Origin of the sequence: Methylobacterium sp. Leaf104 (assembly GCF_001422885.1) — a bacterium.
GTDB lineage: Bacteria > Pseudomonadota > Alphaproteobacteria > Rhizobiales > Beijerinckiaceae > Methylobacterium.
Genome location: NZ_LMMZ01000001.1, coordinates 43237 through 68232, shown reverse-complemented (window position 1 = coordinate 68232; position 24996 = coordinate 43237). Strand labels below are relative to the sequence as shown.

At 68.5% G+C, this 24996-nt stretch carries 28 protein-coding genes; 12 read left to right on the top strand and 16 right to left on the bottom strand.

Going from position 1 to position 24996, the window contains the following annotated elements; all coding sequences use genetic code 11:
• Positions 1–45: 45 nt before the first annotated feature.
• From nuoF to ASF49_RS00315, 6 genes are read right to left on the bottom strand one after another with little or no spacing between them, the layout of a single operon-like run.
• Positions 46–1347 carry an NADH-quinone oxidoreductase subunit NuoF gene (nuoF, locus tag ASF49_RS00340; RefSeq protein ID WP_056466006.1) on the bottom strand — a complete coding sequence of 434 codons (1302 nt, stop codon included), beginning with the start codon at positions 1345–1347 and terminating at the stop codon, positions 46–48.
• A 1-nt stretch (position 1348) separates the two neighbouring features.
• Entirely contained in the window at positions 1349–2449 is a 1101-nt protein-coding gene (gene nuoE, locus ASF49_RS00335) for an NADH-quinone oxidoreductase subunit NuoE (protein ID WP_056466003.1), read from the bottom strand.
• A gap of 19 nt (positions 2450–2468) precedes the next feature.
• Positions 2469–3659 carry an NADH-quinone oxidoreductase subunit D gene (locus ASF49_RS00330; protein ID WP_056465998.1) on the bottom strand — a complete coding sequence of 397 codons (1191 nt, stop codon included), beginning with the start codon at positions 3657–3659 and terminating at the stop codon, positions 2469–2471.
• 16 nt (positions 3660–3675) lie between these two features.
• Positions 3676–4323, bottom strand: coding sequence for an NADH-quinone oxidoreductase subunit C (locus ASF49_RS00325; protein ID WP_056465996.1), 648 nt, complete (start codon positions 4321–4323; stop codon positions 3676–3678).
• Between the two features lie 15 nt (positions 4324–4338).
• Positions 4339–4926: a NuoB/complex I 20 kDa subunit family protein gene (locus ASF49_RS00320; RefSeq protein WP_056465993.1), complete on the bottom strand. Its 588-nt coding sequence runs from the start codon at positions 4924–4926 to the stop codon at positions 4339–4341.
• A gap of 59 nt (positions 4927–4985) precedes the next feature.
• Positions 4986–5351, bottom strand: coding sequence for an NADH-quinone oxidoreductase subunit A (locus tag ASF49_RS00315; RefSeq protein WP_056465990.1), 366 nt, complete (start codon positions 5349–5351; stop codon positions 4986–4988).
• Positions 5352–5776: 425 nt separating this feature from the next.
• On the opposite strand from ASF49_RS00315, the gene ASF49_RS00310 reads away from it, so the two are divergent.
• Both ASF49_RS00310 and ASF49_RS00305 read left to right on the top strand, forming a co-directional pair.
• Positions 5777–6910 (top strand): glycosyltransferase family 4 protein, encoded by a 1134-nt coding sequence (locus ASF49_RS00310; protein ID WP_056465987.1) that lies wholly within the window; start codon positions 5777–5779, stop codon positions 6908–6910.
• Between the two features lie 162 nt (positions 6911–7072).
• On the top strand, positions 7073–9418 hold the full coding sequence (locus ASF49_RS00305) for an amylo-alpha-1,6-glucosidase (RefSeq protein ID WP_056465983.1): 2346 nt from the start codon (positions 7073–7075) through the stop codon (positions 9416–9418).
• Between the two features lie 146 nt (positions 9419–9564).
• Here ASF49_RS00305 and infC read toward each other — a convergent pair whose 3' ends face one another.
• Positions 9565–10086 carry a translation initiation factor IF-3 gene (gene infC / locus ASF49_RS00300; protein WP_238280755.1) on the bottom strand — a complete coding sequence of 174 codons (522 nt, stop codon included), beginning with the start codon at positions 10084–10086 and terminating at the stop codon, positions 9565–9567.
• Positions 10087–10272: 186 nt separating this feature from the next.
• Positions 10273–11505: a glycosyltransferase family 4 protein gene (locus tag ASF49_RS00295; RefSeq protein ID WP_056467841.1), complete on the bottom strand. Its 1233-nt coding sequence runs from the start codon at positions 11503–11505 to the stop codon at positions 10273–10275.
• A 183-nt stretch (positions 11506–11688) separates the two neighbouring features.
• Here ASF49_RS00295 and ASF49_RS00290 point away from each other — a divergent pair, with 183 nt between their 5' ends.
• Entirely contained in the window at positions 11689–12480 is a 792-nt protein-coding gene (locus ASF49_RS00290) for an alpha/beta hydrolase (RefSeq protein ID WP_056465980.1), read from the top strand.
• On the opposite strand, the gene ASF49_RS00285 is transcribed toward ASF49_RS00290, so the two are convergent.
• A complete protein-coding gene (locus ASF49_RS00285; RefSeq protein ID WP_056465977.1) occupies positions 12467–12751 on the bottom strand; it encodes a DUF1150 family protein in 285 nt (94 codons plus the stop codon). The genes ASF49_RS00290 and ASF49_RS00285 overlap by 14 nt on opposite strands.
• A gap of 75 nt (positions 12752–12826) precedes the next feature.
• Positions 12827–13264 (bottom strand): Hsp20 family protein, encoded by a 438-nt coding sequence (locus ASF49_RS00280; RefSeq protein ID WP_056214570.1) that lies wholly within the window; start codon positions 13262–13264, stop codon positions 12827–12829.
• Between the two features lie 569 nt (positions 13265–13833).
• On the opposite strand from ASF49_RS00280, the gene ASF49_RS00275 reads away from it, so the two are divergent.
• The 7 genes from ASF49_RS00275 to ASF49_RS24140 all read left to right on the top strand — a co-directional run bounded on the left by ASF49_RS00275 (position 13834) and on the right by ASF49_RS24140 (position 17967).
• Positions 13834–14235, top strand: a complete 402-nt coding sequence (locus ASF49_RS00275) for a Tat pathway signal protein (protein ID WP_243214385.1) — start codon at positions 13834–13836, stop codon at positions 14233–14235.
• A gap of 67 nt (positions 14236–14302) precedes the next feature.
• Entirely contained in the window at positions 14303–14995 is a 693-nt protein-coding gene (locus tag ASF49_RS00270) for a MotA/TolQ/ExbB proton channel family protein (protein ID WP_056465971.1), read from the top strand.
• A 118-nt stretch (positions 14996–15113) separates the two neighbouring features.
• Positions 15114–15608, top strand: coding sequence for a protein TolR (tolR, locus tag ASF49_RS00265; RefSeq protein WP_056465968.1), 495 nt, complete (start codon positions 15114–15116; stop codon positions 15606–15608).
• Between the two features lie 3 nt (positions 15609–15611).
• On the top strand, positions 15612–16712 hold the full coding sequence (locus ASF49_RS00260; protein WP_056465965.1) for a TonB family protein: 1101 nt from the start codon (positions 15612–15614) through the stop codon (positions 16710–16712).
• 22 nt (positions 16713–16734) lie between these two features.
• Positions 16735–17265: a metallophosphoesterase family protein gene (locus ASF49_RS00255; protein ID WP_056465962.1), complete on the top strand. Its 531-nt coding sequence runs from the start codon at positions 16735–16737 to the stop codon at positions 17263–17265.
• A gap of 157 nt (positions 17266–17422) precedes the next feature.
• Complete coding sequence (locus ASF49_RS00250; protein WP_056465959.1) at positions 17423–17734, top strand: hypothetical protein; 312 nt, start codon at positions 17423–17425, stop codon at positions 17732–17734.
• A 92-nt stretch (positions 17735–17826) separates the two neighbouring features.
• Positions 17827–17967: a hypothetical protein gene (locus ASF49_RS24140; RefSeq protein ID WP_200929990.1), complete on the top strand. Its 141-nt coding sequence runs from the start codon at positions 17827–17829 to the stop codon at positions 17965–17967.
• Positions 17968–17986: 19 nt separating this feature from the next.
• Here ASF49_RS24140 and ASF49_RS00245 read toward each other — a convergent pair whose 3' ends face one another.
• A complete protein-coding gene (locus tag ASF49_RS00245) occupies positions 17987–18232 on the bottom strand; it encodes a hypothetical protein (protein ID WP_056465956.1) in 246 nt (81 codons plus the stop codon).
• Between the two features lie 171 nt (positions 18233–18403).
• On the opposite strand from ASF49_RS00245, the gene flaF reads away from it, so the two are divergent.
• Entirely contained in the window at positions 18404–18763 is a 360-nt protein-coding gene (gene flaF / locus ASF49_RS00240) for a flagellar biosynthesis regulator FlaF (protein ID WP_055947312.1), read from the top strand.
• Between the two features lie 95 nt (positions 18764–18858).
• On the opposite strand, the gene ASF49_RS00235 is transcribed toward flaF, so the two are convergent.
• Positions 18859–19266, bottom strand: coding sequence for a flagellar biosynthesis repressor FlbT (locus ASF49_RS00235; protein ID WP_056465953.1), 408 nt, complete (start codon positions 19264–19266; stop codon positions 18859–18861).
• A gap of 244 nt (positions 19267–19510) precedes the next feature.
• Here ASF49_RS00235 and ASF49_RS00230 point away from each other — a divergent pair, with 244 nt between their 5' ends.
• Positions 19511–21667: a flagellin N-terminal helical domain-containing protein gene (locus ASF49_RS00230; protein ID WP_056465950.1), complete on the top strand. Its 2157-nt coding sequence runs from the start codon at positions 19511–19513 to the stop codon at positions 21665–21667.
• 114 nt (positions 21668–21781) lie between these two features.
• Here the strand turns inward: ASF49_RS00230 and ASF49_RS00225 are convergent, their stop codons facing one another.
• The 4 genes from ASF49_RS00225 to modA form a co-directional block, all read right to left on the bottom strand.
• Complete coding sequence (locus ASF49_RS00225) at positions 21782–22177, bottom strand: hypothetical protein (protein ID WP_056465947.1); 396 nt, start codon at positions 22175–22177, stop codon at positions 21782–21784.
• 148 nt (positions 22178–22325) lie between these two features.
• Positions 22326–23435 carry a molybdenum ABC transporter ATP-binding protein gene (gene modC, locus ASF49_RS00220; protein WP_056465944.1) on the bottom strand — a complete coding sequence of 370 codons (1110 nt, stop codon included), beginning with the start codon at positions 23433–23435 and terminating at the stop codon, positions 22326–22328.
• Positions 23436–23439: 4 nt separating this feature from the next.
• Positions 23440–24153: a molybdate ABC transporter permease subunit gene (modB, locus tag ASF49_RS00215; protein ID WP_279292465.1), complete on the bottom strand. Its 714-nt coding sequence runs from the start codon at positions 24151–24153 to the stop codon at positions 23440–23442.
• Between the two features lie 10 nt (positions 24154–24163).
• Positions 24164–24967 carry a molybdate ABC transporter substrate-binding protein gene (gene modA, locus ASF49_RS00210; RefSeq protein WP_056465941.1) on the bottom strand — a complete coding sequence of 268 codons (804 nt, stop codon included), beginning with the start codon at positions 24965–24967 and terminating at the stop codon, positions 24164–24166.
• Positions 24968–24996 lie beyond the last annotated feature (29 nt).

Here is a 24996-nt window from a genome sequence, read left to right as displayed (position 1 = left end):
GCGTGGGTCTCGGTCTCGAAACTTAAGGACGGGGCGAGGGGCGGATCACTCCGCCGCCATCGGCACCGGATCGGAATGCGGGTTGGCGCTGTAGCGGTCGATGCGCTTCTCGATCTCGGGGCGGAAGTGCCGGATCAGGCCCTGGATCGGCCAGGCCGCCGCGTCGCCGAGCGCGCAGATGGTGTGGCCCTCGATCTGCTTCGTAACGTCGAGGAGCATGTCGATCTCGCGGCGCTGCGCCCGGCCCTCCGCCATGCGCAGCATCACGCGCCACATCCAGCCCGTGCCCTCGCGGCACGGCGTGCACTGGCCGCAGGACTCGTGCTTGTAGAAGTAGGCGATGCGCGCGATCGCCGAGACGATGTCGGTGGACCGATCGAGGACGATCACCGCCGCCGTGCCGAGGCCGGAGCCGAGGTTCTTCAGGGTGTCGAAATCCATCTTGGCGTCGATGATCTGCTCGGCCGGGACCAGGGGCACCGAGGAGCCGCCGGGAATGGAGCAGAGGAGGTTGTCCCAGCCGCCGCGCATGCCGCCGCAATGCTTGTCGACGAGCTCCCGGAAGGTGATCCCGAGCTCCTCCTCGACGTTGCAGGGCTTGTTGACGTGACCCGAGACGCAGAACAGCTTGGTGCCGGTGTTGTTCTTGCCGCCAAGGCCCGCGAACCAGGCGCCGCCCCGGCGCAGGATCGTGCCCGCGACCGCGATCGATTCGACGTTGTTGACCGTCGTGGGGCAGCCGTAGAGGCCCATATTGGCCGGGAACGGCGGCTTCAGGCGCGGCATGCCCTTCTTGCCCTCGAGGCTCTCCAGCAGGGCCGTCTCCTCGCCGCAGATGTAAGCGCCGGCGCCGTGGTGCACGTAGATGTCGAAGGGATAGCCGTGGACGTTGTCCTTGCCGACGAGGCGGGCTTCGTAGGCCTCGTCCACCGCGCGCTGGAGCGCGTGCTTCTCGGCGACGTACTCGCCGCGGATGTAGATGTAACAGGCATGCGCGGCCATCGCGAAGGAGGCCAGCATGCAGCCCTCGATCAGGAGGTGCGGATCGTGCCGCATGATCTCCCGGTCTTTGCAGGTGCCCGGCTCGGATTCATCGGCATTGACGACGAGGTAGTGCGGGCGCCCGTCCGACTTCCTGGGCATGAACGACCACTTGAGCCCGGTGGGGAACCCGGCGCCGCCGCGGCCGCGCAGGCCCGACTGCTTCATCTCGTCGATGATCCAGTCGCGGCCCATTTCGAGAAGGAACTTGGTCCCGTCCCATGCCCCCCGCTGCTTGGCGGCGTCCAGCCCCGGGGAGTGCAGGCCGTAGAGGTTCGTGAAGATGCGATCCTGATCGGCGAGCATGTCAGTTCCCCTTCTTTGGGGCGGAAGACCGGGGTGTCGCAGCCTTCGTCGCCGACGCCTTGGCCGGCGCCTTCGGACCCGCAGGCTTCGTGACGGCGGCATCCGGGCTAGCGCCCGAAGCGGCCGGCTGCGGCGGCGGCTCGTTGCGCGGCAGGTCGGACTGGGTGCCCGCTTCCGCGCCGGCGGCTTCCGCCTTCGCGATCGTCTCCGGCGCGGGCGCCGTCGGCGCCGCCGGCTGCGCGGTCGAACCCGTGCCGTCCGCGGCATTCGCCTTGTCGTCCGGTTTCACCGGGGTCTCGCCGGCCGCGGCCCGCTGGGCGGGCGCATCGGTCGCCGGCGTCTCGACCGCCCGACCGGCATCGGGACGAGCCGGCTTCGGCTCGGCCGCGGCGCGCCGCTCGGACGACGCCGCCTCGGCCTTGCCCTGCTCGCTGCCCTCCTCGGCCTCCTTCTCCTCGAAGCGCTTGCGCCAGGCCCCGACCCGCGAACCGTCGAACAGGGTGGCGTCGGTGAGGGTGTCGGCGCCGCCCAGCGGCTCGGACGAGGTCCGCCCGACCTGCGATCCGACCTTGACGGGCCGGCCTGCGGCGAGGTCGTCCATCAGCTTCCCGAGAAGATCGGGGGTCAGGTCCTCGTAGTAATCCTGGTTGATCTGCGCCATCGGCGCATTGCAGCAGGCGCCCAGGCACTCGACCTCGAGCCAGGAGAAGTTGCCGTCGGCACTGACATGGCCCGGCGCGCCGAGGCGGTGGTGCAGGTAGTCCTTCAGCTCGCGCGCGCCGCAGGAATCGCACGGCACGGTCCCGCAGAGCTGGATCCAGAACTTGCCCACCGGCTCCAGGGCGAACATCGTGTAGAAGGTCGCCACTTCGAGCACGCGGATATGCGGCATGCCGAGTTCGTCGGCGACGGCCTCGATGGCCTTCTGCGGCAGCCAGCCGCCGTTCTGCTCCTGCGCCTTCCAGAGCAGCGGGATCACCGCCGAGGCCTGGCGGCCCTCGGGGTACTTCTCGATCTGACCCTTCGCCCATTCGGCGTTCTCGGAGGAGAACGCGAAGGCGGCGGGCTGCTCGGCGGCGGGGGCGAGTCTGCGGTTGGCCATCAGTTTCGAACCTTGATCCTCACCGGTCCACTTCGCCGAACACGATGTCCAGCGTGCCCAGCACGCAGGACACGTCGGCCAGCATGTGGCCGCGGCACATCCAATCCATCGCCTGCAGGTGGGCGAAGCCCGGCGCGCGGATCTTGCAGCGGTAGGGTTTGTTGGTGCCGTCGGCGACGAGATAGACGCCGAACTCCCCCTTGGGCGCCTCGACCGCGGCGTAGACTTCGCCGACCGGCACGTGGAAGCCCTCGGTGTAGAGCTTGAAGTGATGGATCAGCGCTTCCATCGAGCGCTTCATCTCGCGGCGCGGCGGCGGTGCGATCTTGCCGTCCGTGGCCGCGATCGGGCCCTGGCCGCCCGGCTCGCGCAGCTTGACGCAGCACTGCTTCATGATCTTGGCCGATTCGCGCATCTCTTCCATGCGGATGACCTGGCGATCGTAGGTGTCGCCGTTCTTCCCCACGGGAATGTCGAACTCCATCTCCTCGTAGGCCTCGTAGGGCTGCGACTTGCGCAGGTCCCACGGGATGCCCGAGCCGCGCACCATCACGCCGGAGAAGCCCCAGGCCATCGCCTCGTCCACGGTGACGATGCCGATGTCGACGTTGCGCTGCTTGAAGATGCGGTTGCCCATGACGAGGTTGTCGAGGTCGTCGACCACCTGCAGGAACGGGTCGATGAAGGCCTCGATGTCGTCGATCAGTGCGGGCGGCAGGTCCTGGTGGACGCCACCGGGCCGGAAGTAATTGGCGTGGAGGCGAGCGCCGGACGCGCGCTCGTAGAAGATCATCAGCTTCTCGCGCTCCTCGAAGCCCCAGAGCGGCGGCGTCAGGGCGCCGACATCCATGGCCTGCGTGGTGACGTTGAGAAGGTGGGAGAGGATGCGGCCGATCTCGCAGAACAGCGTGCGGATGAGCTGCGCCCGCCGCGGCACTTCGAGCCCGAGCAGCTTCTCGATGCCGAGGCAGAAGGCGTGCTCCTGGTTCATCGGCGAGACGTAGTCGAGGCGGTCGAAGTAGGGCGTCGCCTGGAGGTAGGTCTTGTGCTCGATCAGCTTCTCGGTGCCGCGATGCAGGAGGCCGATATGCGGATCGACGCGCTCGACGATCTCGCCGTCGAGTTCCAGCACGAGGCGCAGCACGCCGTGCGCGGCCGGGTGCTGGGGTCCGAAGTTGATCGCGAAGTTGCGGATGTTGTGCTCGGTCATGGCCTCGCTCCGCCGCTCAGGCCGACGTCTTCTCGTCGCCCGGGAGCACGTATTCGGTGCCCTCCCACGGCGAGAGGAAGTCGAAGTTTCGGAATTCCTGGGTGAGCTTCACCGGCTCGTAGACCACGCGGGCCTCGTCCTGGTCGTAGCGGACCTCGACGAACCCCGTGAGCGGAAAATCCTTGCGCAGGGGATGTCCCTCGAAGCCGTAATCGGTGAGCAGCCGGCGCAGGTCCGGATGCCCCGAGAACAGGATGCCGTAGAGATCGTAGGTTTCGCGCTCGAACCAATTCGCCGCCGGGAAGACCTCGATCACGGAGGGCACCGGCGTCTGGTCGTCGGTCTGGACCTTCACGCGGATGCGGGCGTTATGGCGCAGCGAGAGCAGGTGATAGACCACATCGAAGCGCTTCTCGCGGGCCGGGTAGTCGGCCCCGCAGATGTCGATGAAGCAGCGGAAGGCACAGGCTGGGTCGTCGCGCAGGTAGGTCAGGGCGTAGATGATGTCGCTGGCCTGAACCACGAGGGTGAGTTCGCCGAACGCGATGGTGCGCGAGACGATCGCGGGACCGAGCGCTCCGGCGACATGGTCGCCGATCCGCTCGAGGGCACCGATGCCGGAATCCGGTGCGGTGTGGGCGAGGATGCTGATGCCGTTGGTCATGCCGGGCGTCCTTCCTCAGCGCTCGATCGTGCCGGTGCGGCGGATCTTCTTCTGAAGCAGGAGCACGCCGTAGAGCAGCGCCTCGGCGGTGGGCGGACAGCCCGGAACGTAGATGTCCACCGGCACCACCCGGTCGCAGCCGCGGACCACCGAGTAGGAGTAGTGATAGTACCCGCCGCCGTTGGCGCAGGACCCCATGGAGATGACGTAGCGCGGCTCCGGCATCTGGTCATAGACCTTGCGCAGGGCGGGGGCCATCTTGTTGGTGAGCGTGCCGGCGACGATCATCACGTCGGACTGGCGTGGGCTCCCACGCGGCGCGAAGCCGAAGCGCTCGCAATCGTAGCGCGGCATCGACATCTGCATCATCTCGACGGCGCAGCAGGCGAGGCCGAAGGTCATCCACATCAGCGAGCCGGTGCGGGCCCAGTTGATGAGATCGTCCGTCGAAGTGACGAGGAAGCCGCGGTCGGCAAGTTCGTTGTTGATCGACAGGAAGGTCGGATCGTCGGCGCCGATCGGCAGCCCCGTGTTAGGATCGATGATCCCCTTGGGGGCCGGCGCGATCGCCGGGGCGCGGGAGAGGTCGGGGCTGAAGGCCATCGGTTTCTCGGGATCAGGCTTCGGACAGACAGGCTTCGTCGGCAGCGCGATCGGCGGCGCTAATCCCATTCGAGGGCACCCTTGCGCCACTCGTAGACGAACCCGACGGTCAGAACGCCGAGGAAGGCCATCATCGACCACATGCCGAACCAACCGAGCTCCCCGAAGGTGATCGCCCACGGAAACAGGAATGCGACTTCGAGATCGAAGATGATGAACAGGATCGCGACGAGGTAGAAGCGCACATCGAACTTCATGCGCGCGTCGTCGAAGGCGTTGAAGCCGCACTCGTAAGCCGACAGCTTCTCGGGATCGGGGCTGTTGTAGGCGACCAGGAAGGGCGCGACCAGCAGAGCCGCGGCAATGAACACCGAGACGCCGATAAAGACGATGAGGGGCAGATAGTCTGCCATCAGGCCGGACATGCGGGACCTCTCGTGTTCGCGGACGATTGCGACGCCTTCGGCGCCGACGGCCACGTGGAATTGCTCCAATGCCAGACTGCGCAGGCGCGAGGCTTAGACGACCCCCTGGAGTGAAACAAGGGCATCGTGCGTCGCACAAAATCGGCCATGCGCCTCAGGTAGTTCTTCCCTCGTTCCGCACAACACGACGGATGCGCGCAGGGAGCATCGCGGCCGGGTTCTTGCAAGCCCTGCCATAGGCTTGTCTGGCATGCCAGGCAGCACGGATCACGGGGATATCGGGGACATCCCGGACCATCTGTCAGAGGGCCCTGGCGATCGCGGGGAAGCGGGAACCATAACCTTGGCCGTCTGTTTCGTTCATGTCCCACTCAGGCCGGATCGCGTTAGGTCGGCGCAACATTCGACCTCATAGGAGACGCTTCGTGCGCATTGCCCAGATTGCTCCGCTCTCGGAGGCCGTACCCCCGAAGTTCTATGGCGGGACCGAGCGCGTGGTGTCGTGGATCACCGAGGAACTGGTCCGCCAGGGCCACGACGTCACCCTGTTCGCCAGCGGCGATTCGGAGACCTCCGCCAAGCTGGCGGCCTGCACGCCGGAGGGCCTGCGGCTCCTCGGCTACCGGGATCACACCGCGAGCCACCTCGCGATGCTCCACCACGTGCACAAGCGGGCGCACGAGTTCGACATCCTGCACTTCCACATCGATCTGCTGCAATACCCGATGTTCGAGGACCTGAACCACAAGTGCCTCACGACGATGCACGGACGCCTCGACGTGCCGGACTTCATGCCCGTCTACCGCACCTTCACCGGCATGCCCCTGGTGTCGATCTCGGACAATCAGCGCGATCCGATGCCCGAGAACGTCAACTGGCTCTCGACCATCCACCACGGCCTTCCGGCCCAGAATTGTCCCTTCTACCCGGAATCGAAGGGCGGTTATCTGGCCTTCCTCGGCCGCATCTCGCCGGAGAAGCGCCCGGACCGGGCCATCGAGATGGCGATCCGCTCCGGCGTTCCGCTGAAGATCGCCGCGAAGGTCGACAAGGCCGACCAGGATTACTGGGACGAGGTCATCGAGCCGATGATCCACCATCCCCTCGTCGAGTTCATCGGCGAGATCAACGAGGAGCAGAAGAAGGACTTCCTCGGCAACGCCCTCGCCCTCGCCTTCCCGATCGACTGGCCGGAGCCCTTCGGCCTCGTGATGATCGAGGCGATGTCGGCCGGCACGCCGGTGATCGCCTTCCGCAACGGCTCCGTGCCGGAAGTCATCGCCGACGGCGTCTCGGGCGTCCTGTGCGACTCGATGGACGACGCGGTGGCCGCGGTTCACACGGTCAAGGCGATGAGCCGCGCCGGCGTGCGCAGGCACTTCGAGGGCAACTTCACCGCCGAGTGCATGGTGCGCAAGTACGTGGCCGCCTACGAGCAGCTGCTCGCCGGCGCGAACTCGGTGATCAAGCTGCCGCATGCCGGCGCGTTCGCCTCGCATTACGGCGAGATGAACGGGTCCGCCCTGCCCCAGATCTCCGTCGCCGCCATGCCGGCCTGATCAGGGCCGAGCCGGGCTCCGCCCGGCATCGGTTTTGCTCGCCGCCGGACTGGCTTGGCGCCGCAAGATTGCCGCACTACCTCTGCCACTGAGGGCCGCCGCGCCGCATCATGCGACCGGCGGCCCTTTTGATTCGACCCCCCATTTCGGAGACGCTCAGGCATGGCAGCGGATACACTGAAGGCGACCTCCGAAACCGCGGCCGGGACGGCCGCGACCGAGACGCGGATCCCCCGCGGTTTCCAGGATGCCGACGAAGTCCTGCCGCAGTACCACATCGAGGCGCAGACCTCCCTGGTCGAGCGTCCGCTGCGCTCGCTGAAGTACGGCGAGGCCTTCGCGGTGCTCGACAGCTACGGCGATATCGGCGTGCTCCCCGGTCCCGAGGGCCTCTACTTCCAGGACACCCGTTACCTCTCGCGCCTGCACGTCACCATCGAGGATCAGCGCCCGCTGCTGTTGTCTTCCGTGATGCAGGACGACAACGGCGCGCTCAGCGTCGACATGACGACGCCCGACATCCGCATCGACGCCCATGACGAGACCACGATTCCCCGCGAGCTGATCGCGATCGAGCGCACCAAGTTCCTGTTCAAGGGCGCCTGCTACGACCGGATCGGCCTGCGCAACTACGATTCCCGGCACTGGCACCTCAAAGTCGCGGTCACCTTCGATGCGGATTTCCGCGATCTCTTCGAAGTGCGCGGCATGGATCGCCCGGTGCGCGGCAAGCGCAGCGTTCAGGTGGCGAGCGAGTCCGAGGTCCAGTTCCGCTATGCCGGCCTCGACGAGGTCGTGCGCACGACGAGCCTGCATTTCGGGCCGAAGCCGAAGCACATCGAGCCGGGCCGGGCCGAGTTCGTCGTCTCCCTGCCGCCGGGAGGCCGCGCCTCGCTGTTCCTCCGGGCGGTCTTCGAATCCCACCGCGCCTTCACGAGCGCCCCGGCCGCCGAGCGGGTCGGCGAGGATGCGGCCGCCGGCCTGTCGCGCGCCGCCGGCAGCTCCGCCGCCCCGCGCCATCCCAAGGGCCTGGCCGAGGGCGTCATCTTCGCCCGGGCCTACCGCGATTCGCGCCGCGACCTGCGGCAGCTCACCGCCGGCATCACCACGATCATCTCGTCGAACGACCAGTTCAACGAGGCGGCCTGCCGCGCCACGGCCGACCTCTATATGCTCGCGAGCCGCACCCCCGAGGGGATCTACCCCTTCGCCGGCATTCCCTGGTACTCCACGGTGTTCGGGCGCGACGGGATCATCACCGCCATGATGGCGCTCTGGATCGATCCGAATTTCGGCAAGGGCGTCCTGCGCTACCTCGCCTCGACCCAGGCCAAGGCCGTCGACCCGGCCGCCGACGCGCAGCCCGGCAAGGTGCTGCACGAGACGCGGCGTGGCGAGATGGCGATGCTCGGCGAAGTGCCGTTCCGGCATTACTACGGCACCATCGACGGGACGCCGCTCTTCGTGATGCTGGCTTGGGAATACTACGCCGTCACCGGCGACCTCGAGACCATCTCGGCGATCTGGCCGGCCCTGGAACTCGCCTTGACCTGGATGGACAAGTACGGCGACCGGGACGGCGACGGCTTCGTCGAGTATGCCCGCGACACCGACAAGGGCCTCGAGAACCAGGGCTGGAAGGACAGCCACGACTCGATCTTCCACACCGACGGCAACCTCGCCAAGGGGCCGATCGCACTCTGTGAGGTTCAGGGCTACGTCTATGCCGCCAAGAACGGGGCGGCCAAGCTCGCCTCGCTCCTGGGTCACGACGATCTCGCGCAACGTCTCGGCAACGAGGCGAAGGTCCTGCGCGAGAACTTCGACAAGGCGTTCTGGTGCGAGGCGATCGGCACCTACGCCCTGGCCCTCGACGGCGAGAAGCGGCAATGCGCCGTGCGCTCGTCCAACGCGGGCCACGCGCTCTTCACCGGCATCGCCCTGCCGGAGCGGGCGGCGAGCGTCGCCGCCAACCTCCTGTCGAAGGACGGCTTCAACGGCTGGGGCGTGCGCACGATCGCCCGCGGCGAGGCGCGCTACAATCCGATGTCATACCACAACGGCTCGATCTGGCCGCACGACAACGCGCTCATCGCCCTCGGATTGGCGCGCTACGACCTGAAGCCGGAAGCCTCGCGCATCTTCGAGGGGATGTTCGACACGGCCCTCTATCAGGACCAGAAGCGCCTGCCGGAGCTGTTCTGCGGCTTCATGCGGCGCCACCAGCGCGGTCCCGTCTCCTACCCGGTGGCCTGCTCGCCACAGGCCTGGGCAGCGGCCGCGCCCTTCGCCTTCCTGGCGGCCTGCCTCGGTCTGGAGATCGACCACGACCGCAACCGGGTGCGCTTCCGCAATCCGACCCTGCCGCCCTTCCTCGACGGCGTCTCGATCTTCAACCTGAAGATCGGCACCTCGCGGGTGGACCTGCGCCTGCAGCGCTACGGAGAGGACGTGACGGTCAACGTGCTGCGGCGGACGGGGGACGCGCAGATCTCGCTGCTGAAGTAGACCCTCGCGGAGCGGGCAGCGCCTCGTCGCGGGCGCTGCCCCTGGAAGACCGGCGCCGACCCGGCCATCGGTCGTCGCAAACGAAAAACACCGCCTTCCTGGGAGGAAGACGGTGCGTTCGCCGCATCAGACCGTCAGCGCGCGCCTCAGCGCGGCGCCAGAATCATGATCATCTGCCGGCCCTCGAGCATGGGCTCGCTCTCGACCTTGGCGATCTCCTGGGTTTCGTTCTTCACCCGTTCGAGCAGGCGCAGGCCGATATCCTGGTGCGCCATCTCGCGACCCCGGAAGCGCAGGGTCACCTTGACCTTGTCGCCCTCCTCGAAGAACCGGATCACGGCCTTCATCTTGGTGTCGTAGTCGTGCTTGTCGATGCCGGGGCGGAGCTTGATCTCCTTGACCTCGACCGTCTTCTGCTTCTTGCGCGCTTCGTTCTGCTTCTTCTGTTCGTTGAAGCGGAAGCGGCCGTAATCGAGAAGCTTACAGACGGGAGGGACGGAGTTCGGTGCGATCTCGACGAGGTCGAGGCCCGCTTCCTCGGCCATGGCGATGGCGTCGAAGAAGGCGACGACGCCACGGTTCTGTCCGGTGTCGTCGATGAGCTGCACTTCGCGAACGCCGCGGATGTCCCGGTTGGCGCGCGGCCCGTCCTTCTGCGGGGCCGGCATAGCTCTCATTGGTCTACGAATGGCTTTGATCTCCTAGTGAAACGACGAAACGGCAGCCTGCGAACCCAAACCCCGTTTGGGGTCGATCCTGGCCACCCATCGCTCGCGAAATTCGGTGCGACACCTTGGCTGAACTCTCGTGCAAGTCAACACGGTCGTCGCGGTTTGGTTCATTGGACGCAGCGATCAACCCCGCGGAACCACCGTCCGGCCGGCGATGAGGTCGGCGTAGACGGCGAGCGTGTCGCCGACCATGCCCTCCAGGGAGAAGTGCGCCTCGACATGCGCCCGGCCGCGCCGGGTCATGGCATCGCGCGCGCTGGCTCCGAGGGACAAGGCCTCCGTCAGCGCGTCGGCCAGGGCGCGGGCATCGCCGGGCGGCACCCGCCACCCCGTGCGCTGGGCCGGCGGAACCTCCGGGGGCGCCAGCACCGTCTCCGGCACGGCACCGAGATCCGAGACCACCACCGGCGTGCCCAGGGCCTGCGCCTCGACCGCAGAGCGTCCGAAGGCTTCGGGCTCCACGGACGGGACCGCGACGACGGAGGCCGCCCGGAAGGCGGCCGGCATGTCGGTGCAGTGCCCGACCCGGTGCACGATGGCCTGAAGGCTGCGCGCCGCGATCAACGCGTCGAGCTCGCGCTCGTAGCCGATGCGTCCCTGCGGATCGCCGGCGAGCACGATGGCGACGTCGGTGACGCCGCGGTCGCGCATCAAAGCCGCCGCCTCGATCAGGACGCGCTGGCCCTTCCAGCCCGTGAGGCGCGCGGCGAGCAGCACCACCCGCTCGTGCGGGGCGACGCCCCAGGCGCGGCGCAGGGCCTCCACGCGGGACGGGAGAACCGCCGCGGGCGTGAACTGGGCGAGATCGGTGCCGCGATGGATCACCCGCACCCGGTCGCCCGCCTGTTCCGGGTGCAGGGCACGGATCAGGTCGGCCGTGTAATGCGAATTGGCGATGACCACGTCGCCGCGCGCCATCACGGAGTTGTAGAGGACCTTCACGCCCGTCCGGCCGGAATAGCTTCCGTGATAGGTGGTGACGAAGGGCAGCTTCAGCCGCCGCGCCGCACCGAGGGCAACCCAGGCCGGGGCTCGCGAGCGCGCATGGACGATCTGCACGCCCTCGCGTCGGCACAGGCGCGCGAGGCGCCCCACGTTCAGGGCCATCCTGAGGGGGTTCTTCGAGGCCGCGGGAAACGGCAGCCAGATCCCGCCCTTGGCCTGCAGTTCGCCGATCAGGCGGCCGCCCTCCGTGGCGACAAGCGCCCGGGCGCCGGCCGCGGCCAGGGCGGCGGCGACGTCGACGGTGGTGCGCTCGGCGCCGCCGGCATCGAGTTCCGGGACGATCTGCAGGATGGTCGCCCCGGCGAGGGGCGCCCGCTCACTCGGGAAACTGCCGCGTCCGTCGCCGTTCATGACGCGCAAGCCGGAATGGCCCAGGGCCGGGGGAAGAGGCTCGAGCTGCTTACCCGAGGCGAACGGAGTCCGTCTTGCGTTTCGGTCATGGCCGTGAGCTTGAACGCCGCGCTTTACGGCCCGGTAAACGAAATGCGAAGGCGATGCATTCAGTTCGATGCATCCCAGGGCGAGGGTTAACGAATGACGTCTGCGCAGGGCGAGGCTCCGGACTTCATTGAGGTCGGCACGGGAACCGCGGCACGCCGAATCGCGGTGCGGCGGAGGATGGGAGACGGTCCGCCCCTGGTCTGGCTCGGGGGTTTCCGCTCCGACATGGGCGCCACGAAGGCGATGGCCCTCGATGCCTGGGCCGCGCGCGAGGGCCGCGCCCTGGTGCGCTTCGACTATTCGGGGCACGGCGAGTCGGGAGGCGTGTTCGCCGAGGCCACGATCTCGACCTGGCTCGCCGATGCGCAGGCGGTGATCGCCGCGTATGCGCCGGAACGCCCGATCCTGGTGGGATCGTCGATGGGCGGCTGGATCGCCTGCCTCGCGGCGCGCGCTCTCGCGCGACAGGGTCGACCGTCCCCCTCGGGCCTCCTCCTCATCGCACCGGCCCTGGATTTCACCCAGAGCCTCCTGTGGGATCGGTTCCCGCCGGAGATCCGGGCGCAGATCGAGCGGGACGGCGCTTGGTTCCGTCCGAGCGCCTACGATCCGAGTCCGGTGCCGATCACGCACGCCCTGATCGAGGACGGGCGAAGCCACTGCCTCCTGGGAGGCGCCTTCGATCCCGGCTGCTCCGTCCACATCCTGCAGGGCATGGACGACCCGGACGTGCCCTACACCCACGCGCTCCGGGTGGTGGAGAGCCTGCCGAAGGCCGGCACAATCCTCACCCTCATCGCCGATGGCGACCACCGCCTGTCGCGACCGCAGGATCTCGCGCGGCTGCTGGCGGCGGTGGCCGATCTTCCGCCTAGTGCAGGCTGACCGTGTAGAGATCGTTGGCGGCCGCGTTGGCCACCACGGCATCCCGCGAATCGGCGAGCAGGATCGGGGCCCCGCTGGCGGAGAGGAGCGCGAACAGGTCGAGCCCGGGGCTCAGGTCGGGCGCCTGCGGGAAGATGCGCTTCACCTCGTCCGAGCGGATGGCGCGCACGTAGGCGATGTGGCCCTCGCCGAGGGCCGCGAGATCGGCCACGTTGAACTCCGCCGGGTCGAGATCGGCCTGGGTGAGCGGATTGGTGTTGAACTCGGTCATGGACTGCCCTCCTTCTTGGCAGAGCGGTACACCGGGACCCTGCCCGGCGGTCGATGTGGCGTCGAAGCCCCGATGTCAGGCCTCGTCGCGGGACGCGATGGCGATCTTGCGCACGATCCGGTCCGGCTCGGGCCGGGTCAGGTCGATGGACAGCAGGCCGTTCGACAGGTCGGCACCCATCACCTCCATGCCGTCCGCGAGCAGGAAGGCGCGCTGAAACTGACGCGCCGCGATGCCGCGGTGCAGGAACTGCCGGGTCTTGTCATCGACCTGCCGGCCCCGCACGACGAGCTGGCTCTCCTCCAGCATCACGTCGAGCTGGTCGCGGGTGAAGCCTGCCACCGCCAGCGTGATGCGAAGGCGCTCCGGCTGGTGCTCGGTGCGCGCCAGACGCTCGATGTTGTAGGGCGGATACCCGTCGTTGGCGGCCTTCGACACCCGGTCGAGGGCCTGTTCGATCTCATCGAACCCGAGGAGAAAGGGATGTCCGAACGGTGAGGGCCGAGTCGTCACGAACGCTTGTCCTTCCAGCGAAGCCCGAAACAGAGTTTCATGAGGCACTTCGGTGATCGGGGCCCACCTGGGCAGCACCCCTCCCGGCGATGCCTCGCCGGTCCTCGCGATATGGAGACCGCTCCCGGGCGCATCAAGGGTCGGGCCTCCCGGGCGCATGGCCCCGTTAGCCCCTGAGACCTCAGGTGTTTTCGGCAATCCGGCCCGGGACCGTTCGGCAGAGGACGAGCTTAGCCGCGCCCAGGCCCCGAGTAACAGTTTGGAATTCCTCTGATATTCGGCCCTGCGCTTGATCTGCGGCCGGGTCCTCGGATATGCCCACCCCGCATCAGTCAGCGCCCGGATCGCGGTTCTCGGACCGCGCCCCTCGGCATTGGCGACCCCGAATCGGGGCTGGGCGGACTGTCGCGACATCGCGTCGGAACAGGCCTCGTCCCGGAACTGGAAGAGCGTCGCGGCTGGCGGCGAAGACCATTGGCGGAGTGCGCGGCGTGATCGGAGAACGGCCCTTGCGGAGGAATCGGTTCATCGTGGCGCGGCCCGGCGCCTCCGTCCTCGCCGCCCTGACGATGCTCGCGGGCCTGACCGCGACGGTCGGCGCGCAGGACGGCAAGGCCGCGGCCCCGCCCCTGAAGCTCGAACTGAACCGCCTGGAGCCCGCCGGCGACGCCTGCCGGACCTACCTCGTCGTGGACAACAGCCGCGGTCCGGCCCTGAAGTCGCTGAAGGTCGATCTCTTCGCGTTCGACCCCGAGGGCATCGCCCAGAAGCGCCTCTCCGTGGAACTCGGACCGGTGCAGGACCGCAAGACCATGGTCCGCCTCTTCGACTTCCCCGGCATCGCCTGCCCGAAGATCAGCCGCCTGCTCCTCAACGACGTCCTCGCCTGCGAGGGCGGCGAGGCCAGCCGCGAGACCTGCCTCGATCGCATCGAGACCGAGAGCAAGACGTCCGCCACCTTCGTGCGCTGATCGGCGCACCCGAAACCCGACGACGCCGTCCGCACGCCGAACACCGCCCCCATCGAGAGAGACCGCCATGGATCCGACCGCCGCACCGGCCGAAGTCGCTCACGACTTTTCCTTCATCGGACTGTTCCTGCAGGCCGATCCGATCGTGAAGGGCGTGATGATCCTGCTCGTGGTCGCCTCGATCGCGTGCTGGACCGTGGTGTTCGAGAAGATCGTGCGGATCGCCGCCGCCAAGCGTCAGGCCAAGGCCTTCGACGTGCTGGTCCGCTCGGGCGGGGCGCTCGAATCCTCGGGCGGCGGCATCGACGCACAGATCACGGGAGCGGCCGTCGAGGCCTGGCGCGACCAGGATGCCAGCGAGACCCGGGCCGAGCGTCGCGACCGCATCGAGCGCGCCATGCGCGCGACACTCACCAGCCGGATCAAGCGCCTCCAGACCGGCCTGCCGCTCCTGGCCACCGCCGGCTCGACCGCGCCGTTCATCGGCCTGTTCGGCACGGTCTGGGGTATCATGAACTCCTTCTCGTCGATCGCGAAGAGCCAGGACACCTCGCTGGCCGTGGTGGCGCCGGGCATCGCCGAGGCGCTGTTCGCCACCGCCATCGGCCTCATCGTCGCGATCCCGGCGGTGATGGCCTACAACAAGCTCATCAACGATGTCGGCCGGGTCCAGTCGAGCTTCGTCTCCACCATCGGCATCCTCGGCAACCGCCTCGCCCGCGACCGCACCGTGCATGGGCGCGCCGCCGCCGCCGAGTGACCGTTCCGTCCTGACCGAGACCCGATTCGGCGCCGCGCGAGCGCCGATTCCCGACAGCAACCTGTGCGGCGGACCGGCCTGATCGTCGTCCGCCCTGGCCCCGGAGGGCCGCTCCACGATGGCAATGGGTTCGATCCGCGCCGGCGGCGGCGACGACGAGGATGGCCTCGACGCGGCACCGATGTCCGAGATCAACGTCACCCCGATGGTCGACGTGATGCTCGTGCTGCTGATCATCTTCATGGTGGCCGCCCCCCTGATGACCACGGGCGTGCCGGTGCAGCTGCCCAAGACCACCGCCCAGAAGGTCGCCCAGGCCAAGAAGCCGCTGGAGATCTCCATCGACAAGGACGGCAAGCCCTACCTCGCCAAGGAGGAGCTGACCCCGGACGCGATCATGCCCCGCCTGCGTGCCCTGGCGGCCCAGGATCCCTCCCAGGTGATGCTGGTGCGCGGCGACCGCGACGTGCCCTACGGCAAGATCATGGAGGTGATGGGCCTCGTCGGTCAGGCCGGCTTCACCAAGGTCTCGCTGATCGCCCAGTCGCCCGGCGGGGCGCTGCCCTCGGCGCCGGCCGCCGCTCCGGCCCCCGCCAGCGGAACGCCGCAGTAATCCATGAACGCCCTGAATCCCAACAGCGCCTTCGTGACGACCGCCGAGCCGGAGCAGCGCGGCCCGTCCGGCCTCACCGCCGCCTTCCTCGCCGCCCTCGCCCTGCACGTCGCGGCGCTCGTCGGCATGGCGCTGTTCGGCACGGCGCCGACCGCCCCCCCGGGCGAGAACATCGTCACGATCGATCTCGCGCCGCAGATGACGGAGGCGAACACCCAGGCGCCGGCCGAACAGGCGGCGCAGGCGCCGGCCCCGCCCGAGGCGAACCCGGTGGAGACGCCGGAGGCCGTTCCGGTGACGAAGCCCCTGGAGACCACCGAGGTGGCGCCCCCCGAGGCGACCGTCCCGCCGCCGCCGGACGCGACGCCGGTCGCGCCCGAGGCCACCACCATGGCCGAGCCGCCGGAGGTGCCGGTCACGCCACCCGTGGAAGCGGTGGCCGAGCCGCCGCCCGAGGACCAGGTAATCACCTCGACCGCGCCGGAGGCCCCGGCCCTCGCGCCGCCCCCGCCGACGGTCGCCGAGGCGCCGAAGCCCGTGGAGGTGGAGAAGCCGAAGCCCGACATGGCCAAGATTCTCGAGGCCAAGCGCGAGGCCAAGCGGAAGGCCGACCGCGAGGCGCGCCTGAAGGCCGAGCAGGAAGAGCGCCGCGAGGCGATCGCCGAGGCCCGGCGCGAGGCCGCCAAGGAGGCCAAGGCGAAGGCCGCCAAGGACGCCGCCCGCCGGGCATCGGCCGCAGCGAGCGAGGGCCGCGCCCAGCAGAACTCGGCCTCCGCCTCGCGCCAGAGCAGCGCCGGCGCCGCCGCCGGAGGGAACGACCCGAACGCCCTTCGGGCCTGGCAGGGCATGCTGAGTTCGGCGATCCGGGGCCGGATGAACGCGAACGCGGCGGCCGGAACCAGCGGCGGTGTCGCCGTCGTCCGGTTCACCGTGTCCCGCTCCGGCCAGGTCCTGAGTTCGGGCCTGGCCAGCAGCAGCGGCGTCGGCGCCATCGACAGCGCTGCCCTGGCGACGGTGCGCGGCTCCCTGCCGCCTGCCCCGGCCGGCATCTCGCTGAGCAGCCTCGCCGTCACCGTGCCCCTGCGCTTCAGCCCCGGCCGCTGATCGCGGCCGACGGGAGGCGGCCATGGCCGTGTGGTTCACCAGCGACACGCATTTCGGCGATCCGCGCATCCTGCGGATCGACAAGCGGCCCTATCCGGATCTCGCGGCCCACGATGCCGCGCTGATCGCCGCCTGGAACGCCGTGGTGGCACCCGGGGACGAGGTCTGGCATCTGGGCGACTTCGCCCTCGGCCCCTCCGAGGCCCGCCTCTCCGAGATCCTGGCGGCCCTGCCGGGCGTCAAGCACCTCGTCGTCGGCAACAATGACGGGCCCGGGACGCTGCGGGCTCCCGGCTGGGCCTCGGTCTCGCACTATGCCGAGGTCACCGTGGAGGCACGCCGCCTCGTGCTCTGCCACTACGCCTTCCGGACCTGGAACGGGATCGGGCGCGGCGCCCTCAACCTGCATGGCCATTCGCACAACAAGCTGAAGCCGATCCCCCGGCAATACGACGTCGGCGTCGACGCACAGGGAGCGGCCCCCGTCTCCCTCGCGGCGATCTTGGTGTCGCGCCGGCGACGAACGGCACCGCACAAAACCGTGGAACCTTAGCGGCGGGTTTGCCGTTTCCGGAGCCTGAACGCGAGATGAGCGCCATCGTCCAACACAATATTGGAGATGTCGGTCGTGATCTTGCGGACACTTTCGAACGCTCGATGAATTCTGTTCACCGGCCGCACGCCCAGTGTCCCCATCTTCAGGTGTCCCCATGCGTCAATCGCTTCGACTTCCCCTCGCCGCAGCACTGCTTGTAAGCCTCGCGGCCCCTGCCCTCGCGGCACCGGCCTGCCTCGATGCCCAGCGCAAGGTCGATGAGGCCAACGCCCTGCGCTACCAGTTCCGCCAGGAGGCCCGGCTCGGCAATCACGACCGCGTCTGCGACACCCTCGACGAGATCGGCGACCGCTACGCCGATGCGCGTGACGCGTTCGAGGATTGCGGCGCAGGCGTCATCGCCATCGACCTGCGCAGCGAGTCGCGAGCCCTGCGCGTCGCCAAGCGCGTCCATCGCTGCGACTGATCGCGTGCGAGCCCGCACGCCCACCCGCCACGCTTCGTCTCACTGTGAACTCACACGCGGCCGATGATTCGCCGCCGCCAAGGTCAGCCATCATGAACACCATCGCCGCCCTCGACCTGAAGAGCACGGATCGCAGCCTGTCCACCGGCCCGTCCTTCGCCGCCGCCCTCTGCGGTTTCGTCAGCACCACCGTGGCGACCACGATGGTGATGTTCCTGATCAGCAGCATCTGAGACGCGGGCGCGCGCCGTCTCAGGGGGCGACGAACCAGAACCGGCGCTTCGAGAACAGCATGTCTGGCTGGCCGACCGCCGTGCCCGGCCGGCAGCCCGGATCGGGGCGGGGTGCCTCCGGCGACTTCGCCGCCGGCATCATCAGGGCGCTGGAGACGGGAAACAGGCCGAGCTTGGCCTGAACGGCCGGCTGGCGGACGGCGGAGATCGTGACGAGTCCGACCAGCAACCCGCCCGCGACCGTACCGAGAACGAAATTCATCATGTGGTGGAATCCGGCATCCCGCGCGTGATCCGCGCGGACGCCCGCTCTCCCTCGTCGCATATCCCGGCATGATTACGGCACGGGCCGATCTTACGATCCCTTAACAATCGAAGGCCTAAGGTCTCCTCCGCGCCCCGAATCGGGTCTGCGCCGTTGAAGGAGAATCCAGCGATGTCGTACGGCGCCAGCGCCTATGCCCGGGTTGCACAGACCGCGTTGTCGCCGCGCGAGGCGGAAGCCGCCGTGCTGATCAAGGCCGCGACCCGCCTCCAGGCGATCCAGACCGACTGGACCAATCAGGCGCCCGCGCTGAACGAGGCCCTGAACTTCAACCAGAAGGTCTGGACCATCATCGCCGGGGCCGCCACCGCGCCCGAGAGCCCGCTGCCGATCGAGATCAAGAACAACATCGCCGAGCTCTCGACCTTCGTCTTCAAGCGGATGATCGACACGCTGATCGAGCCGAGCGCCGAGAAGCTCTCCGCCCTCATCAGCATCAACCAGAACATCGCCGCCGGCCTGCGCATGTGAGGCGCGCGCAACGCGCGCGACGACAGGGCCGAAATCGAGAGAGCCCGCCGCTTCCCAGCGGCGGGCTCTCTCGATTCATCGAACCTCTCCGCGCCTCACCCCTCGGACGCAGCGGGGGGCGCCAGCCGCTCGGCCAGCGACTGCTCGTACTGGATCAGCTCCTTGCAGCGCTTCAGCGCGCGGTAGAGGTCGCGTTCGGCGATGAAGTCGTGGATGTCGCGCAGGTAGGGTGCCATGCTGGGCGCCGCCGCGATGAGCGCATTGGCCTGGGTGATGAACAGGTCCTCCGCCTCCGGCGTGACCTCGGCGAGGTACATCACCGTCAGGGTCACGTAGAGGCGCTTGCAGGCGGTATCGGCCTCGCTCTCCAGGATGATGTCGCTCTCCCGCAGGAACTTCGTCACGGTCTCGATGACGAAGCTGGAGCGGCGGGACCCGTTGCGGATCGCCGTGCCCCCGATCAGCAGACGCTCGAACGGCTTGAGCTCGATCTTCAGGGGCATGGCGACACTCGTTCCGGACCTCATCGGCACATTCACCGATCTTGGTTAACAAGACCTCAACGGCACGTTCGGCTCGGACCACCAACGCTCTGAAGAAAAAGGGACTTTTTGCAAATCGACGACAATCGACCGATCCTCGTAAGCTTTCGTTCGGCGCGCCTATTAAGTCGATCGCAAGGGATGGGTGGTCATGTGCACGGGCCTCCAAAAACGGAGGCGCACCGATCAGAATGGATCGAACACCATGTCCTCAGGCATCACCCTTACCGCCGCGACCCGCCAGAACCTGCTCTCGCTGCAGGGCACGGCCGACCTCCTCACCCAGACCCAGAACCGCCTCTCCACCGGCAAGAAGGTCAACTCGGCCCTCGACGACCCGACGAGCTTCTTCACCTCGCAGTCGCTGACCGGCCGCTCCGGCGATCTCGGTTCGCTCCTGAACGGCATCTCGAACGGCGTCCAGACCATCCAGGCCGCCAACCAGGGCATCACCTCGATCCAGAAGCTGGTCGACTCGGCCAAGTCCACCGCCAACCAGGCGCTGGCCGACAAGAGCGCCGTCACCAGCGGTCTGGCCGCCACCGCCGCCACCGTGAGCGGCAGCAAGAGCTTCCAGGGTCTGGCCGGCACCGCCGACGGCACCCAGGATTTCTCGAGCGTCGCCAAGGACGGCTCGCTGGACATCTCGCTCGATGGTGGCAAGACCAAGACCACGATCCGCCTCGACTCTTCGACCCTCGCCAACAACAGCTCGGACCTGACCAAAGTCTCGGCTAGCCAGCTGGTGACGGCGATCAACAGTCAGATCTCCAACAGCTCTGCATTGAAGGGCAAGGTCTCTGCTTCGGTCGGCGGCGACGGTCGTATTAATTTTGCCACGACCAGTTCCGGCGCGACCCAGCAGCTTTCCGTGAGCGGTGCGACGAGCTCCACCCTCGACATCGGCTTCGGAAAGGCGAGCTCCACGACAAACGCGAAAGTTGCGGCCGGCGCGGCCTTCGGCACGCCGACTTTCAGTGCAACTGCGGGTTCGTTCCTCAGTGTCGGTGATGGCAACGTCACGACTTCGCTCGCAGTCAATTCGACCACTCTCAAGTCGGACGGCACTGCTGTCGGTGTCGGCCCGAGCGCGGATGACGTCGTCGACGCCTACAATGTGCAGCTCAAGGCCGCTGGTTCGACGGTTTCGGCCTTCAACAACGCCGGCACCATCGAGTTCCGCGCTCAGGACGTAGGTCCGACCGGTGTCGTGACCGTAAGCGTCGCCGCTCCGCCTTCGGGTAGCACCCAAGTTACGGCTGGTTTCGGCACGACAACGGGTGCGAGCTCCGGCACCTTCACGGCTGGTACCGGCACGGCCGCCACCGGCCTGTCTTCCACGGGCTCCGATGCCACGGATGGTTCGGCCAAGGCGACCATCAACGGCTCGGTTGCAATTGCTGACGCGACGGGCGGCCCACCTGCGACCGCCGGTGGTATTGATCTGTCGGGTACCAAGAATGGATCGTTCACGATCCAGCTCGGTTCCGGCCAGGCGAAGACGATCACGGTCGATGCGGCCAAGATCGTGGCGGCTGGCGGTACGGCTGCTTTCGCTAGCAGAGACAGCATCGCTGCCGCGATCAACACGCAGATCGCTGCTGATACCGGCTTGGCTGGAAACGTCTCCGCGAGCTTCGATGCCAACAACAAGCTGGTTCTGAGCTCTACCAAAGCCGACTCGACACAGAAGATCACCGTGACGGCCGCTCAGGGCACCACGGTCGCCAACAACATCAATATCGGCCTCGGAACTCAGACCTCCACTGTGAACGGCACGGCGACCAACACGGCGACGCCGCTCACCTCGACCGGCAAGGACAGCTCCGGTTCGACCAACTCGACCCGCACGACGTTGTCCAAGCAGTTCAACGAAATCCTGAACCAGATCACCCAGCAGGCCAAGGACTCGAGCTACAACGGCATCAACCTGCTTTATCGGAGCGGCGATGACCCGAGCGAGAACTCCCTGAAGGTGACCTTCAACGAGACGGGCACCTCCAGCCTGAGCATCTCGGGTGCCAAGCTCGACTCCGACGGTCTCGGCCTCACGGCTGTCACCGGCGGCTTCCAGACCGATGACGAAATCAACAAGACGCTGACGGCGATCACGACCGCCACCAGCCAGCTTCGCGCCCAGTCCTCGACCTTCGGCTCGAACCTGTCGATCGTGCAGAATCGTCAGGACTTCTCGAAGAACCTGATCAACATCCTCGACACCGGTGCGGCCAACCTGACGAACGCGGACCTCAACGAGGAAGCCGCCAACTCGCAGGCCCTGTCGACCCGCCAGTCGATCGGCATCTCGGCCCTCTCGCTCGCCAACACGGCGCAGCAGGGCATCCTGCAGCTCCTCCGCTAAGGACGAGCCCACCGCCGGCCCTCGGGCCGGCGGTTCTCCTGTTTCCACCGACGGCAAAAGAGAAGGCCGGGGCTCAGCGCCCCGGCCTTCTTCGTTTTCAATCGGCCCTGCGGCTCAGGCGGTGCGGTCGAGGGGGCGGGTGGCGGGCTTGGCGCGGGCCTCGGCGGCTTCCGCATAGGCCCGGGCCTTGAGCACCACCGGGTCGGGCAGCTGGACGACGACGTCTCCCGAATTCGGGTCGACCTCCTGGTAGACCACCGCCTTGGTGTCCTGGTCGATCCGGATGCGGGGCTCCATCGTGGCCTGCGCCGCCTTGGCGTTCTCCTCCGGGGCCGGCGCACGCGCGATCCCGGACCGGGGATCGGAGCCCTGGTCGCGACCACGGATATCGACCCGCACCGCGGGCGCGAGGGGTGCCGGGGCCTGGACCGGCTGGACGGGCGGAATTGGCGCCGGCGTCGCGCCGGTGACGCGGGTCGGCGGCGTGACGCCTAAGCTGGTGATGGACATGGCACGCTCCTGATCGCGGCTCTTGCATTCCGCCACCAGACAAGACGCGCGGCGTGAATGCGATCTTAAGGAATCGGTCCGGCCAGGCCCTTCTTGGCGGGCATGCTCAAGCCGATGCCAAGGCGATGCATCGAATTTTAACGACCCCTCAGATCTCGACCGCAGCCGCGCGCCCCATGCCATGGGGATCGAAGGCGACGCTCTTGACGATGGCGAAAACCGGCCGGCCGGGCACGAGGCCGAGCTCGTGGACGGAGGCGCGCGTCAGGCGCGCGGAGAGAACGGCGCCGCCGCAATCCACCTCCACCAGCACCGTGCCCTCCGCCTGAACGTGCAGGGCGAGCACCTGGCCGCTCAGGCGGTTGCGGGCACTCAGGCCGGCCGGTTCGTCGAGGGAGATCAGGACGTCGCGCGCGGGGATGTGGACGCGCAGACCGGTTCCCACCGCCTGGGCGAGGCGCGGCACCAGGAGCCGCCCGGCTCGTCCCGACAGAAGCGTCAACCCCGCATTCGGCGCATCGGCCTCCACCACCATGTCGAGGAGCGCGCCGGCCTCGGCCGCGTGGAAGGCACCGAGATCGCCCCGGCGCAGGATGCCCTCGGCGGGTCCGGCCGCGGCGACGCGCCCCGCCTCCAGCACCACGATGGTATCGGCGAGGCGCGCCACCTCCGGCACGGCATGGCTGACATAGACGATGGGGATGCCGGCCCCGTCGCGCAGGCGCTCGATCAACGGCAGGATCTCGGCCTTGCGCTCGGCATCGAGGGCGGCGAGCGGCTCGTCCATCAGAAGCAGGCGGGGCCGGGACAGCAGCGCCCGGCCGATCGCCACCCGCTGGCCCTCGCCGCCCGAGAGCCCGGCCGGCTGCCGGTCGAGGAGGTGGCCGATCCCCAGGAGCGCGACCACCGCCTCCGGCTCCAGGCCCGCGGCATCCCGGCGCCCGCGCGCGAACCAGCGTCCGTAGGCGAGGTTCTGCCGGACCGAGAGGTGGGGCATCAGCCGCGCCTCCTGGAACACGGTGCCGATGCGGCGGCGATGGGCGGGCACCGCGTGGCCGCGGTCGGTGTCGAGCAGGGTCTCGCCGTCGAGGGTGATCCGGCCCCGGTCGGGCCGGGCCAGCCCGGCGAGGCAGGCGATCACCGTGCTCTTGCCCGAACCGGAGCGGCCGAACAGGACGGTGAGCCCGGCGGGCGCGGCGAAGGCCACGTCGAGGCGGAAGGCGCCGCGCGCCAGGGCGAGATCGACCGTGAGCGTCATCGCTTCAGGCCGCCCCGATCCGCCGCCCGACCCGGCGGGCCAGGAATTCGGAGACCAGCAGGGCCGCCATCGAGATCGCCACCGAGACCAGGGTGAGGCGCAGGGCGCCCGCCTCGCCGCCCGGCACCTGGGTCAGGGTGTAGATCGCCGAGGGCAGGGTCTGGGTCTCGCCGGGGATGTTCGACACGAAGGTGATGGTGGCGCCGAATTCGCCCATCGCCTTGGCGAAGGCCAGCACCGCGCCGGCGAGGACGCCGGGCAGGGCGAGGGGCAGCGTCACGGTGAGGAAGACCGCGAGGGGTCCGGCGCCGAGGGTAGCGGCGGCCTGCTCGACCCGGGCATCGACGGCCTCCAGGGAGAGGCGCATCGCCCGCACCATCAGGGGAAACCCCATCACCGCGCAGGCGAGGGCCGCGCCGGTCCAGCGGAACGAGAGCACGATGCCGAGATCGGCCAGCAAGGCCCCGAAGGTGCCGCGCCGGCCGAAGGCGAGGAGCAGGAGGTAGCCGGTCACCACCGGCGGCAGGATGAGCGGAAGATGCACCAGCCCGTCGAGGAGCGCCCGCCCGGGGAAGCGCCGGCGCGCCAGGACCCAGGCGACGGCCAGGCCCGGGACGAGGCTCGCCAGGGTGGCGACCCCGGCCACGCGCAGGCTGAGGGCGATGGCGGACCATTCCTCCGGCGTCAGGCCGAGCCGGTCCGGGATCGTGTGGAGCAAGACCGGGCGATCAGGTCCGGTTCTCGGCGCCGATCACCGAGAAGCCCTGACGCTCGAAGAAACTGCGCGCGGCCGGGCTGCGCAGGTAGGCGAGGAGCGCCGCCGCATCCGGGTTGGTCGAATCCTTCGTCAGCGCCACGGGATAGATCACGGGCGGGTGGCTCGCGGCCGGAAAGGTGGCGACCACCTTCACGCTCGGGTCCGAGACCGCATCGGTGGCGTAGACGATGCCCAGCGGCGCCTCGCCGCGGGCCACGAGGAGGAGCGCTGCCCGCACGTTCTCGGCCTGGGCGACCCGGCCCTTCACGCCCTCCCAGGCGCCGAGATTCTCGAGCGCCGCCTTGCCGTACTTGCCGGCCGGCACCGCCTCGACGTTGCCCATGGCGATGCGTCCGTCGCCGAGGACCTTGGCGAGGTCGAGACCGGGCTTGAGGTCCACGGCCACGGGCGCGTCCTTCGGGGCGATCAGCACGAGGGCATTGCGCAGGAGGTTGGCGCGCGTGCCCGGCTTGAGGCCGTCCTTGCCCGCCACGTAGTCCATCCAGGCGAGATCGGCGGAGACGAACAGGTCGGCCGGCGCGCCGGCCTCGATCTGCTTGGCCAGCGCGCTGGAGGCCGCGTAGGAGATCTTGGCGGTCTTGCCCGTCTCCTTGGTCCAGGCGGCGGCGGCCTCGTCGAGGGCGTTCTTGAGGCTGGCGGCGGCGAACACCACCACGGGTGTCTCGGCCCGCGCCGGGGCGACGCCTCGGGCGAGCCCGAGGCTGCCCATCGCGCCCAGGACCACGCCGAGCAACATCCGTTTCGTCTGTTTCATCGCCCTGCTCTTACATTTTTCGCCGGAGC

What these genes read in the sequence shown, in the direction of transcription:
- infC (WP_238280755.1), bottom strand. Translation starts at nt 10,086, where the DNA reads ATGCCGGCCCCGCAGAAGGACGGGCCGCGCGCCAACCGGGACATCCGC.
- ASF49_RS00285 (WP_056465977.1), bottom strand. Translation starts at nt 12,751, where the DNA reads ATGACCGAGTTCAACACCAATCCGCTCACCCAGGCCGATCTCGACCCG.
- ASF49_RS00260 (WP_056465965.1), top strand. Translation starts at nt 15,612, where the DNA reads ATGAACGCCCTGAATCCCAACAGCGCCTTCGTGACGACCGCCGAGCCG.
- ASF49_RS00230 (WP_056465950.1), top strand. Translation starts at nt 19,511, where the DNA reads ATGTCCTCAGGCATCACCCTTACCGCCGCGACCCGCCAGAACCTGCTC.
- ASF49_RS00270 (WP_056465971.1), top strand. Translation starts at nt 14,303, where the DNA reads ATGGATCCGACCGCCGCACCGGCCGAAGTCGCTCACGACTTTTCCTTC.
- ASF49_RS00250 (WP_056465959.1), top strand. Translation starts at nt 17,423, where the DNA reads ATGCGTCAATCGCTTCGACTTCCCCTCGCCGCAGCACTGCTTGTAAGC.
- nuoE (WP_056466003.1), bottom strand. Translation starts at nt 2,449, where the DNA reads ATGGCCAACCGCAGACTCGCCCCCGCCGCCGAGCAGCCCGCCGCCTTC.
- ASF49_RS24140 (WP_200929990.1), top strand. Translation starts at nt 17,827, where the DNA reads ATGAACACCATCGCCGCCCTCGACCTGAAGAGCACGGATCGCAGCCTG.
- ASF49_RS00320 (WP_056465993.1), bottom strand. Translation starts at nt 4,926, where the DNA reads ATGGCCTTCAGCCCCGACCTCTCCCGCGCCCCGGCGATCGCGCCGGCC.
- tolR (WP_056465968.1), top strand. Translation starts at nt 15,114, where the DNA reads ATGGCAATGGGTTCGATCCGCGCCGGCGGCGGCGACGACGAGGATGGC.
- modA (WP_056465941.1), bottom strand. Translation starts at nt 24,967, where the DNA reads ATGAAACAGACGAAACGGATGTTGCTCGGCGTGGTCCTGGGCGCGATG.
- flaF (WP_055947312.1), top strand. Translation starts at nt 18,404, where the DNA reads ATGTCGTACGGCGCCAGCGCCTATGCCCGGGTTGCACAGACCGCGTTG.
- ASF49_RS00245 (WP_056465956.1), bottom strand. Translation starts at nt 18,232, where the DNA reads ATGATGAATTTCGTTCTCGGTACGGTCGCGGGCGGGTTGCTGGTCGGA.
- ASF49_RS00295 (WP_056467841.1), bottom strand. Translation starts at nt 11,505, where the DNA reads ATGAACGGCGACGGACGCGGCAGTTTCCCGAGTGAGCGGGCGCCCCTC.
- ASF49_RS00325 (WP_056465996.1), bottom strand. Translation starts at nt 4,323, where the DNA reads ATGACCAACGGCATCAGCATCCTCGCCCACACCGCACCGGATTCCGGC.
- ASF49_RS00305 (WP_056465983.1), top strand. Translation starts at nt 7,073, where the DNA reads ATGGCAGCGGATACACTGAAGGCGACCTCCGAAACCGCGGCCGGGACG.
- modC (WP_056465944.1), bottom strand. Translation starts at nt 23,435, where the DNA reads ATGACGCTCACGGTCGATCTCGCCCTGGCGCGCGGCGCCTTCCGCCTC.
- ASF49_RS00235 (WP_056465953.1), bottom strand. Translation starts at nt 19,266, where the DNA reads ATGCCCCTGAAGATCGAGCTCAAGCCGTTCGAGCGTCTGCTGATCGGG.
- nuoF (WP_056466006.1), bottom strand. Translation starts at nt 1,347, where the DNA reads ATGCTCGCCGATCAGGATCGCATCTTCACGAACCTCTACGGCCTGCAC.
- ASF49_RS00255 (WP_056465962.1), top strand. Translation starts at nt 16,735, where the DNA reads ATGGCCGTGTGGTTCACCAGCGACACGCATTTCGGCGATCCGCGCATC.
- ASF49_RS00330 (WP_056465998.1), bottom strand. Translation starts at nt 3,659, where the DNA reads ATGACCGAGCACAACATCCGCAACTTCGCGATCAACTTCGGACCCCAG.
- ASF49_RS00275 (WP_243214385.1), top strand. Translation starts at nt 13,834, where the DNA reads ATGCTCGCGGGCCTGACCGCGACGGTCGGCGCGCAGGACGGCAAGGCC.
- ASF49_RS00315 (WP_056465990.1), bottom strand. Translation starts at nt 5,351, where the DNA reads ATGTCCGGCCTGATGGCAGACTATCTGCCCCTCATCGTCTTTATCGGC.
- ASF49_RS00225 (WP_056465947.1), bottom strand. Translation starts at nt 22,177, where the DNA reads ATGTCCATCACCAGCTTAGGCGTCACGCCGCCGACCCGCGTCACCGGC.
- ASF49_RS00290 (WP_056465980.1), top strand. Translation starts at nt 11,689, where the DNA reads ATGACGTCTGCGCAGGGCGAGGCTCCGGACTTCATTGAGGTCGGCACG.